At 41.2% G+C, this 10,945-nt stretch carries 12 protein-coding genes and 2 tRNA genes; 7 read left to right on the top strand and 7 right to left on the bottom strand.

The annotated features are described in order from the left end of the window. The first annotated feature begins 321 nt into the window (after window positions 1-321). The 3 genes from ACCM36_RS10040 to ACCM36_RS10030 are packed head-to-tail and all read left to right on the top strand — an operon-like array spanning window position 322 to window position 2,454. Complete coding sequence (locus ACCM36_RS10040) at window positions 322-696, top strand: 30S ribosomal protein S8e (RefSeq protein WP_370573623.1); 375 nt, start codon at window positions 322-324, stop codon at window positions 694-696. 55 nt (window positions 697-751) lie between these two features. Further along, entirely contained in the window at window positions 752-1,243 is a 492-nt protein-coding gene (locus ACCM36_RS10035) for an Lrp/AsnC family transcriptional regulator (RefSeq protein ID WP_370573622.1), read from the top strand. A gap of 35 nt (window positions 1,244-1,278) precedes the next feature. After that, window positions 1,279-2,454 carry an aminotransferase class I/II-fold pyridoxal phosphate-dependent enzyme gene (locus ACCM36_RS10030; RefSeq protein WP_370573621.1) on the top strand — a complete coding sequence of 392 codons (1,176 nt, stop codon included), beginning with the start codon at window positions 1,279-1,281 and terminating at the stop codon, window positions 2,452-2,454. 334 nt (window positions 2,455-2,788) lie between these two features. On the opposite strand, the gene ACCM36_RS10025 is transcribed toward ACCM36_RS10030, so the two are convergent. Further along, window positions 2,789-3,172, bottom strand: a complete 384-nt coding sequence (locus tag ACCM36_RS10025; protein ID WP_370573620.1) for a helix-turn-helix domain-containing protein — start codon at window positions 3,170-3,172, stop codon at window positions 2,789-2,791. Between the two features lie 107 nt (window positions 3,173-3,279). On the opposite strand from ACCM36_RS10025, the gene ACCM36_RS10020 reads away from it, so the two are divergent. Next, window positions 3,280-3,960 carry a DUF5591 domain-containing protein gene (locus ACCM36_RS10020; protein ID WP_370573619.1) on the top strand — a complete coding sequence of 227 codons (681 nt, stop codon included), beginning with the start codon at window positions 3,280-3,282 and terminating at the stop codon, window positions 3,958-3,960. Between the two features lie 57 nt (window positions 3,961-4,017). On the opposite strand, the gene ACCM36_RS10015 is transcribed toward ACCM36_RS10020, so the two are convergent. Continuing rightward, the gene (locus ACCM36_RS10015; protein ID WP_370573618.1) at window positions 4,018-4,746 is read right to left on the bottom strand and encodes an RAD55 family ATPase; all 729 of its coding nucleotides are present in this window, start codon (window positions 4,744-4,746) and stop codon (window positions 4,018-4,020) included. Between the two features lie 265 nt (window positions 4,747-5,011). Between ACCM36_RS10015 and ACCM36_RS10010 the strand changes: the two genes are divergently transcribed. Both ACCM36_RS10010 and hmgA read left to right on the top strand, forming a co-directional pair. Further along, window positions 5,012-5,377: a DsrE family protein gene (locus ACCM36_RS10010; protein WP_370573617.1), complete on the top strand. Its 366-nt coding sequence runs from the start codon at window positions 5,012-5,014 to the stop codon at window positions 5,375-5,377. A 44-nt stretch (window positions 5,378-5,421) separates the two neighbouring features. Then, window positions 5,422-6,669 (top strand): hydroxymethylglutaryl-CoA reductase (NADPH), encoded by a 1,248-nt coding sequence (gene hmgA / locus ACCM36_RS10005; protein ID WP_370573616.1) that lies wholly within the window; start codon window positions 5,422-5,424, stop codon window positions 6,667-6,669. A 50-nt stretch (window positions 6,670-6,719) separates the two neighbouring features. Here the strand turns inward: hmgA and ACCM36_RS10000 are convergent, their stop codons facing one another. The 4 genes from ACCM36_RS10000 to ACCM36_RS09985 form a co-directional block, all read right to left on the bottom strand. Then, window positions 6,720-6,944: a hypothetical protein gene (locus ACCM36_RS10000; protein WP_370573615.1), complete on the bottom strand. Its 225-nt coding sequence runs from the start codon at window positions 6,942-6,944 to the stop codon at window positions 6,720-6,722. Next, entirely contained in the window at window positions 6,941-8,182 is a 1,242-nt protein-coding gene (locus ACCM36_RS09995; protein ID WP_370573614.1) for a 3-isopropylmalate dehydratase large subunit, read from the bottom strand. The genes ACCM36_RS10000 and ACCM36_RS09995 overlap by 4 nt, the downstream gene beginning before the upstream one ends. A gap of 175 nt (window positions 8,183-8,357) precedes the next feature. Continuing rightward, window positions 8,358-8,732 carry a transcriptional regulator gene (locus ACCM36_RS09990; RefSeq protein ID WP_370573613.1) on the bottom strand — a complete coding sequence of 125 codons (375 nt, stop codon included), beginning with the start codon at window positions 8,730-8,732 and terminating at the stop codon, window positions 8,358-8,360. A 340-nt stretch (window positions 8,733-9,072) separates the two neighbouring features. Next, window positions 9,073-9,146 (bottom strand) — tRNA-Ile (locus ACCM36_RS09985). Between the two features lie 175 nt (window positions 9,147-9,321). Here ACCM36_RS09985 and ACCM36_RS09980 point away from each other — a divergent pair. Further along, a tRNA-Ala gene (locus ACCM36_RS09980) sits at window positions 9,322-9,393 on the top strand. 282 nt (window positions 9,394-9,675) lie between these two features. Here the strand turns inward: ACCM36_RS09980 and ACCM36_RS09975 are convergent. Then, on the bottom strand, window positions 9,676-10,158 hold the full coding sequence (locus tag ACCM36_RS09975) for a hypothetical protein (protein ID WP_370573612.1): 483 nt from the start codon (window positions 10,156-10,158) through the stop codon (window positions 9,676-9,678). Window positions 10,159-10,945: the final 787 nt, after the last annotated feature.

Here is a 10,945-nt window from a genome sequence, read left to right as displayed (position 1 = left end):
TATTGCAGATGGATTTCGATTACGTGTTGGTAGAGAGCCACCGGTTCCAAGAAATAATATGCGGAGCATAAAGGGAAATAGTAGAGGAGATATTTATTGATTGCCGATTAAAGCATGAGATAGAAAGTAAACAGAAGATAGAAACATCAGATATATATCTTCTTGACATGCTACCAGCCGAGAAAAGACATTCAATTTAACCACCACTCGAAAACTTCTTATACAATCCTTCAAGTAGAGATAAGTCCATAACCATTAAAGTTGAAAAAATCACTTTAACAGAAATCATCTGATTTATACATATATTTAAGAGGACATATCATGAAATGGCAAGGCAGATCAAGAAGAAAGTACACAGGTGCTAAAATAAAGGCTTACCGCTCAAAAAGGAAATTCGAGCTTGGACGCGAGCCGGCTGACACGCGCCTTGACGATATTAAGATCAAATTGGTTTCCACGATGGGCGGGAACAGCAAGATCAGATTACTCCAGTGCAACATGGCCAATGTGACCGATGCAAATGGTAAGACCCAAAAGACTATAATAGAAACTGTGGTGGGTAATGAGGCTAACGAGCACTATGTCAGGCGTAATATCTTAACGAAAGGTTCAGTTATTCGTACCCCCGTAGGCAATGCCAGAATCACCAGCCGTCCCGGACAGGATGGAGTGGTCAATGCAGTGCTGCTCAGCTGAGCACACTCCTTTTTTATTTCACTCTTTTTTCTAATTTCAAGGGGTTGCTTATGAGATGGATATTGAAACAAGACATATACTAGAATGTCTGGAACAAGATGCCAGGGTCACTCATGAAGAGATCGCAACCCTGACAGGACTTCCGGTAGAAGACATTAGTAAAAGGATCAAAGAATTAGAGGATACTGGAGTGGTCCGCAAATATAGAACTATCATCGACTGGGACCTTGCAGGCGACGAGCACGTATATGCGATTATCGAACTAAAAGTAACTTTGGAACGCAATCTGGGTTATCAGGCAATAGCCGAACGCTTATATAAATTCCCGGAAGTACGCTCTGTAAGGTTGTTATCTGGCCAGTATGACCTTTCACTTACAGTAATGGGAAAAACAATGAAAGAAGTCGCTTTTTTCGTTGCCGAGAAGATATCGACCATAGAGCAGGTACAGCATACTACTACCCACTTTGTGCTTAAAACATACAAGGAAGACGGAGTGGTCCTGCAAGAGCAGGAAGAAACCAGCCGTTTACTTGTAACCCCTTAAATACCAAAAAATATACCTGAAATCAAGGGAGGATCATGCACAACAAATGTAATTCAGAAAAATTTGTGGCAGATGTGATGACAAGAGTCCCCCCCTCAGGGATACGCAAGTATTTTGATCTTGCATCCGGGATAGAAGGAGTGATATCGCTGGGAGTTGGTGAGCCTGACTTTGTGACACCCTGGCACATAAGGGAAGCATGTATTCATTCCCTGGAATCCGGCAAAACATCATATACTTCTAACTTTGGGCTTATAGAGCTCAGACAAGAGATCGCTAAGTTATATTCCCACAAGCATTGCACCCATTACGACCCAACTTCAGAAATCCTTGTCATGTCCGGCGTCAGCGAAGCTCTTGATGTAGCGATACGAGCTATAACCAATCCAGGTGATGAGATAATAGTACCTCAACCTGCCTATGTAGCTTATGTCCCTTCGGTTATGTTTGCCGGAGGCATACCTGTACCTGTGGTTACGCAACTGAAGAATAATTTCAAACTGACCGCAGAAGATCTGAAAAACGCCATAACCCCCAGAACAAAAGCTGTCATCATAAATTATCCCAATAACCCAACAGGAGCAACAATGGACAGGAAAGACCTGGAAGCCATTGCCGAAGTGATTTGCGAGCATGACATAATGGTAATATCTGACGAAGTATACGAATGTCTTACTTATAACGGAGACCATACTTGCTTTGCGGCCATTGAAGGTATGAAGGAGAGAACGATCCTGTTAAACGGTTTTTCAAAGGCCTATGCTATGACAGGTTTCCGACTGGCATATGCTCTGGCGCCGTTGCCTATCATAAATGCAATGATGCGCATACATCAGTATTGTATGCTTTGTGCCCCGATCACTGCACAAGTTGGAGCTATTGAAGCCCTTCGTAATGGTAACGAAGAGATGCAGCGAATGATAAGAGATTACGACCGCCGCAGACACTTGATAATAAGTGGGCTAAATAGAATAGGACTTGAATGTTATGAGCCGAAAGGTGCATTCTATGCCTTTCCCTCAGTGAAAAACACGGGCCTGACTTCCGAGGAATTTGCAGAGAGGTTGCTCCATGAACAAAAAGTTGTTACAATCCCCGGGGATGTATTTGGACTAGCTGGCGAGGGCTTCCTAAGGTGTTCATATGCCACCTCCAAGGACCAGATAAAAGAAGCTTTGGAAAGGATGAACAGGTTCATGGAATCATTATAAGAGTGATGCACGATCAGTGTATAGCTTCCAATACACACCCATCATCATAATGATGAGTAGTATGTAACAAAGTATAGATATATTTATATAGGGGAAACAAGATTTATACTAATTACCTACAATGAAAAACGTGAATGACATTGGTGGTACGCTTTGAGCCCCTCCACAGGGCTACAAAACGAATTGGTTTGCACAAGAAGAATGTGGTTGAAAGGAGCAAAACATCCCCTCAAATTTCCCGTCAAAAGATTGCTCCGACCCACATTCTTCAACCTGTTCTTAAAAAATTGCAACACCTTAATTTTAAATTGCGTCGAACTGATAGTAGGTTCAATCATTCAGAAACAGAGTCCAAGAGCTCTTTCTCAAAGTCATCAAGCAGCTTGTCCATTTTATTATACCAATCAGTGATATTCTGCTTGAGCATTTGCTTAAACTGCATTGGTGGAATTGCAACATATTCATAATAATACCCACCTATCTGGATCGACTTTGTTTCTCTGTAAACCAACCCAACAGCAATCAAATTTTGCAATGAACGATAAGCTGTACTTCGCTCCCGCTGCAACAGGTCCCCTAATTCTTCTGCAGTCATAGGCCCCTGCTCAAAGAGCTTCTTATAGGCCAGCAAGTCAAGATTTTTCAGTCCTAGGACGCATTTTGCCACATCATCGCATTTACAGTTCGCTCGGAGCATTTCGTGAATGGAACTTGCCATTTTGTGCCTCTTTATCGCAACAATCTAAAAACACAAGGAATTGTACAGTTTGTACAAAACCATAACATCGATAGGTATATATATAGTTTCTCAGAACTCATCTTACCTTGAAACCCATTATTCCAGAGAACGAACGTTCTACAGAACCTCTTGACACAGAGATGGTCATATATCATCCGGATATGAAACGCGCAAATGAGTGGGTACTCACTGAATACGAAGCACCTGTTCGTGATTTCTGCATATTTGTACCCTGTGCTAAAAAGAAACCATATCATGAAAGCCCATCACACAAAATATTCGATAGGTTGATCTTCGGGATACTGGAACCTGAAATGGTACATATTGTAGTATTTGGTACATGTGGCATCACCCCCCGGGAATTAGATACCCAGTACCCATTCATGGATTACCAGTTCATGATGGGCAAATGTAATGTGTCTAAGATCAAACGCGATTTTATTCGAATGGAAAGTGAAAGGCTTGCGTGCTACCTCGAAAAAACAAAAAGAAATTACAAACATAGGATAGCTTATTGTATAGGTGATTTCAGAACAGCGATGGAAAAAGCTGTTGAAATGACATCTGTTCCCGTTACCATAGTTCCAAAGATAGAAACTATCGAGAGAAATATACAGCCTGGCAAGGGTTTTATTTACGGAAGCCTCAACCAAAAGAGTTACTTGCAGGATCTGGCGGAAGCCATTAGTAAACCCCTGGGAAGATCGGTCATTGAAATAAAAGAAAAAGAAGAAATTATCAATGACAATGACTGGTATGTATTGTAAGCATTGATAAAAAATAAAAAGGACAGTTCTAAAGAAAGAACTGAATGCTACCTTTAATTACTCCAGATATGGAGACTGAGCCAGAACCTGCATGCCACTATCACTGATGTTGAGAACACGAACTTCGTTGATAGTTCCTGAACCTCTCATCTTCATAATATAGATGGAACGCTGCAAGTTGTTGCCGGCAATGATCCTTCCCAGCTTGACCACCGAGTCAGCGCCGTATTCTACCATTTCATCAAGCCCGTACATGGCTCCCACCGTAATTACAGAAGTGACTTCATGCTTGCGGAATACACCAAATACATCATCTATCAGTGTCCGGAGTTTGTAATTAGATTCAATGGCCAAGAATAGTGCTTCAATAGAATCGATGAATATTCTAGTAGGTTTGAGTTCCTCGATCTTGCTTTCTACGAGTTTCTTAAAACTCTTGATCAGCTCAGATGGTGCGATCTCCACGCTTTTCTGCAACCTGAGGCTTGGGTCCGTAATATCAACAAAGACCAGTAAACCTTTCTTGACATATTCTTCCAATTCCCAGCCAAATGAAGTATTCATTTCCTTGACAATAGATTTCGATTCTTCAGAAGTGATAATGCACATCACTTTTTCGCCTTTCTTTGCTCCTTCGAGGATGAACTGGGTTCCAAATATGGTCTTCCCCGTACCTGAATCACCGGATACCACATTTGCCGTACCTTTGAAATATCCTCCACGTAACATCTCATCAAGTCCTGGGATACCTGTATTTACCCTTTCTCTCATATCTGCGTCAACCATTTATACCACCTATGAAAATCTAGGCACATTTTGTATATTATATATAACTTTTTAATTCTATCGTCAGTGACTACAATAACTACATCGTATATATTAGTACCATTATAATATATAAAATGCTGTTTCGGATATGTAAAGGGAATTCTAGAGCATTTACGTGATTCGTTTACTCATCCCTGTCAAATCCTTTTTGACATCTTTCACTGCAAAGGCAAGACTTAATATTGTTCAAAAGAAATAAACAGCATGAGGTGAACCCAGAAAAATGCCAGATGTTACAAAAGTATTACTGTTGCTCAAAAGCATGGTGTATGAAAGTACAAGTCCACAGGAAACACTCAGATTTGCCAGATACTACCGAAAAAAGGGATTGGACGTAGTAGTTGTACTTTTTGGGCCGATGGGAGTGATCATGGCAAAATCGGGAAAAAAGGGTTTACCAGAGTATGATTCCAAAATTAAAGAATGTTTAGATATGGGAATAAAGTTCAGGTGTTGTGAGCTAGGTGCATCTGTAATAGGGCTCGAAAAAGCTGAATTAATGCCGGAAATCGAAATGATCAGTTCCTATGAGATAGCAGACCTATTTCTGGAATTCTGCGAACAGGGACAGTTGATAATCACATTGTAGAATAACTATACTTCTACCCGTTAAAAGAATGAAAGGTGACAATCGTGCCATGCAAAGACAAAACAGAAGACAATGAAAAAGAGATCTTACAAAAAGTAATTGCAGGAGAGATATCATTCCGGAACATAGATAAAATAGCGGAGAGTGCGGATTCAGCAGTATGCATTCGCAGAAATGCTCTGGAAGAGATCACCGGAACTAGATTTGAAACTGTACAGCACTACACATTCGATGTTGCGGCAGCAACCAAACGTAACATAGAAAACATGATAGGAGCTGTGCAGATACCCCTTGGAATTGCAGGCCCTCTAACAATAAATGGTGAATTTGCAGAAGGGAACTTCTATCTGCCCCTTGCGACTACTGAAGGAGCGCTGGTGGCAAGCGCTAATAGAGGATGTTCAGCCATCTCCAGCTCGGGAGGAGCTAATGTGCGCATATTCCAGGATGTGATGACAAGAGCACCCGTATTCAAATTTGATGATGTAGTTCAAGCAAAGGCATTCACTGATTGGATCAGCAGGCCTGAAATCTTTGCTCAGATGAAGGAGAAGGCAGAAGGAACTACAAGGTTCGGCAAGTTATTAGATGTGGAACCTTACGTCACAGGGAATACAGTATACCTGCGATTCATATTTGATACTAAGGATGCCATGGGAATGAACATGGTGACCATTGCAACTGAAGCTGTAACACATCTTATACAAGATGAGTTTGGCGTTATACCGCTATCCCTTTCGGGAAACATGTGCATAGACAAGAAACCAGCAGCCATCAATACCATCCTTGGACGGGGAAAGACAGTTATAGCCGATACAATCATCCCGGCAAAAATAGTGGAAGAAAAACTAAAATGCAAGCCAGAAACAATGGCAGATGTTAATTACCGTAAGAACCTCTTGGGATCTGCACGTGCCGGAGCACTCGGATTCAATGCCCATTCTGCCAATATAGTAGCGGCACTATTCATAGCCTGCGGACAGGATGCAGCCCATGTAGTAGAGGGAAGCACAGCAATTACAACAATTGAAGTAACAAAAAACGGTGATCTTTATTGTTCAGTGACAATGCCTTCCCTACCCGTGGGTACAGTTGGAGGGGGCACCGGACTGGGTACCCAAAAAGACTGCCTGAAACTCCTGGGAGTGCAAGGACCAGGAGAACCATCGGGTTCCAATTCTAAGAAATTTGCTGAGATTGTTGCTGCCGGAGTCCTTGCCGGAGAGATTTCACTTATCGCAGCTCAGGCTGCAGGCCATCTCGCCAGAGCTCATGCAGAACTTGGCAGATAGGAAAAAGAAAGAATAATGTTGCAGGATAACCTGCAACTAGTTATCAAACTTTAGATTTTATCTTTTGCCTGCTGCAATTTTTGAGTGCACTCTTCCATTTTGCCGGCAGCTTCGAGGATCTTTGCCGCCACTTCTTCGTACCCGGCTTCTCCGATCTTCCTACTCCACTCGTTGAAACTTTTCACGTGGCTTTCATTGTGCTCTATCCAGTGTTCCATCAGATGGAGTATTCTGTGTTTGTCGATGTTCTCAGTCAATAAATCACTTCCCTTCATACCTCTCGCGGATCGGTGATACAACCATTTATGGCTGATGCTGCAGCTGTTGCGGGAGATACTAGATAAATATAACCACCGGAGCCCATGCGTCCTCTGAAATTACGATTAGACGTGGACAAGCAAACTTCACCTTGAGCTATGACTCCCATATGACCACCCAGACATGGCCCACATCCCGGCATACCAATAGTAGCTCCTGCCTCAAGCAGCGTAGCAAGCGTGCCGTTCATTGAAGCCTCTTTCATCACTTCCCTTGAAGCTGGAATGATAATGGTCCTTACTGCGACCTTTTCACCTTTCAGGATATTAGCAGCAAGTTCCAGATCTTCAAGCCTTCCGTTAGTGCAGGTACCTATGAAGACCTGATCAACCTTTGTATGTGGAACTTCAGATACACCTACTACATTGTCCACCTGGTGAGGAAGGGCAACCTGGGGCTCCAGATCCGAAGCGTTTATGTGGAGATCATTTATATAGATTGCATCTTCATCCGCATATAATGGTTCATACTCCTCTATTGCTCTGTCTTTAAGATAATCAAAAGTGATCTTGTCCGCGGGAACTATGCCGGCCTTGGCACCCATCTCTATTGCCATATTGCAAAGGGTCATTCTGCCAGATATTGAAAGCTCGGAGATCGTCTGGCCATAGAATTCCATTGCTTTATAAGTAGCACCATCTGCGCCTACTTTACCTACAATGTGCAGAGTAAGATCCTTTGCTGTGATCAATTTTCCCAATGAACCATTGCTTGTGACCTTTATTGTCCGGGGAACCTTGAACCAGAGTTCTCCAGTAGCAAATATTTCAGCCATATCAGTTGCGCCAACGCCAGTACCAAATGCCCCGAATGCTCCGTAGGTACATGAATGAGAATCTGCGCCTACAATGAGTTTACCTGGAAGTGCAAAGCCTTGCTCCGGCAATACCTGGTGGCATATACCACACCCAACATCATAGAAGTGCTTTATCCCCTGTTCAGAGATCCATTTACGGACATCACACTGTAACGAAGCTGTATTCTCATTATTAGCAGGTACAAGGTGGTCAAATGGTATCACGATCCGGGATGGGTCCCACACTGAACTGATCCCCATCTCTTTAAATGCACGGACAGCCAGTACGCTTGTGCCATCATGCGCCATAGCATAATCTATCTTTGCCATAACAAAATCATCGGCTTTTGCGTTCTTGCCTGCTGCCCGGCTAAATATTTTCTCGCTGATAGTGCCCAAGAGAAAAACTCCGCATATGTGTTGGATTACAGTAATTAAATCGTTTTCTTCATGATCTGATGTATCATAAAATCTTCGATGGAGCAATGGGATCTATTGGAACACAAGAATTGCTCCAACTTAAAAAAAGCCTTTTGTAGTTCACCTCCTACAAAAAGCAGTGACATTAAAAGGTTTATGTCAGGCTTTTAAGCCTTTCGATGCTTTCAAGCACTGACAATTTCTGATATATAACATCGCTCTCGATCCGCTGAATAATGTATTCCAGAGGAACGACAAGTTTGTAGAGCTTTACAGGTCTTCCTTTACCTTCGGTCTTCTTTTCTTCACGAACTTCGATCCAATTGTTGTCGCAAAGATATCTCATTGCAATACTGACTTCTGGCTGCCTGAGACCTGCCTTCGTTTCAATGGATCTGGACGTCACTTCTTCACCTGTCGAGAGACAAGCAAGAACAAGGGCAACTGAACGATTCATATTCAGTTTGCGTAAAAGTTCCACCATTTCGTATTCTCGTTCACCGATCTTTTCCGTTTTTCCGTTATTCATAGTATCACCGTACTGTAGTACTATTTCCTAAACATTATAGTGTTAATAATCAATATTCCATTATAAGTTTAATCCAAATTATTTATATATAAAGAGTGTAAATTTATATCTCATTATTATGAGTATGTTTTTATAAAGTTCACATTGTAAAAAAAGTGCTTTCCCCTGCAGCATAAAGACAAGAACTGACACTTTAACATAGTAACCACTTCTCATTTATATGACAATAATTTTAGACTAACAACATACACCTTTATTCAAAGAGAACAAAACAATGTAATTCTATAGAGAGAACAGATATGTAATGGCAGAAAGTTAATTGCAGCATACAATAGAATAATGGGCCCGCTGCGATTCGAACGCAGGACCTCACGGTTATCAGCCGTGCGCTCCACCGAGCTAAGCTACGGGCCCATTGGGTTTAAGCATGATACATTACATCACGCGACACACCAAATACGCATACAGGTACTTTAACATTTCGCTTTGACGCCCGCATACATTACATGATTCTTTAGAGGTTACTATTCACCCTATATTCCTAGCGATACCTTTATCTTCAATGCTGTAAAGTAAGGTTGCTCATCATGGGCCGGTAGATCAGGGGAAGATCGCTACCTTGGCATGGTAGAGGCCTCGGGTTCAATTCCCGACCGGTCCATTAAAAAAGTATAGATATTCTTAAGCTGTTACTTCTTTTTACTATCCTCTTTTGTAATGAATGTAGATGTGAGATTTATAGTTACTTCTCATTGTGTAGGACAGGTAAGTTTTCCTTGAACATGTAAACCCAATGACGATGGGCATTTTGTAAAGGGTGGGTCGTACCCGGATTTACAACCGCTGCTATCAATACTCAAAAGAAAAATACAAAAAGAAGAATAGTGGAATTTTTGAAATAGATTTAATAGAATAGATGGCTTCTTTTTTGAAGAGTTCGATCTCAGACGATTTTTTTGATACCGCCCGCTTGGCTTGAACATATCTTTCTGTGTTCTTCTTCATCTTTTACTAATTTTTTTATGTCATTAATGAACTCTTTTCTATTTGTTTCGTCATGGAACATATCTTCGATCACTGAATTATCAGCATTTAAGATATCTATATAGGAATCACGTGCAAGTATCTCATACTTCATTATTTCATGGAATACCCACGCGGAAGCCATTCCATTGAAATTAAACATCACTGACGGAAGTCCTGGTGGAGTGTTCAGGGGTATGGAAATGCCTGCTATTAAAAGCCACTTTTGTAATATGTTCCTATGTTTATCAGAGTCATGTGCAAGTTTTTGTAAGGCTTCTGTGCTATCTCCCATGAGTTGAATGCGTGCTTCCCAAGTCCCAAGCTGTTCCATCTCAGCCTCAATCCAGTACATACGTCTAAGAAGGTCCTCAAGCACACTCCTCTCTTCAATCACTGGCATGGCATTTCTCCATGAATTAAACATACATACAATAATATATAAATTTAACTTTTGAGAATTTCTCGCTTGAGAAATAAATTCTATCACGACTAGGCCTCCAAAAGATAGAACCAGTTGATTCTGTGCCGTGCCAGATAAGTCCAGAATAAGTGTAGATAGGCCTAAGATGCTACTGCTTTTTACTCCCTTATTTCACAAAATACTATAGATGTGAGAACTCTACAATGCAAACGCGTTAATAAAATGTATCCTTAAGATTATTTGAAGCCAGTTTAGGTTTTTTCGTACCACCAACAATTCAACACCTCAACTGGTATTTACCTCTTTTTGTTTCTAACCCACATGGCTATCTTTACCTTATGTTTTTGTTTGTACGTGGTTCAATAGTAAACAATCTTAACATTATACTACATAGAATAATTAATATATTAATAATTACATATTGGCTTTTGCTGAGAAACTAATTAGAAGCATAGTTTCCCAGTATATTGGCATTTTAGTGGCTTAATACGATCCCTCTAGAATATGCACTCCAAGTCCAATTATGCCATGGAAATGCTAAATTGTGGAATGGACAAAAAACGGAGGTGAGCTAGAAATGGCAATGAAAGAACAGAAGAAAGCAGGATCCAAGAAGGCTGCGAAGGAAGAGTATCACACATATCCTTCCACAGGATCAGGGAAGAGAAAGTAATTTGGTATTAAAACCATAGTCTGATTTATGTTCATGGGAGGGAAACCTCCTGTCCCTTTCTCACTATAAGTTCATCGTGTATTCTGTTTTTAG

The sequence above is a fragment of the Methanomethylovorans sp. genome (genome assembly GCF_041305605.1).
Lineage (GTDB): Archaea > Halobacteriota > Methanosarcinia > Methanosarcinales > Methanosarcinaceae > Methanomethylovorans.
The sequence above is the reverse complement of the archived record's forward strand: the minus strand, read 5'-3'. Positions and strand labels throughout refer to the sequence as shown.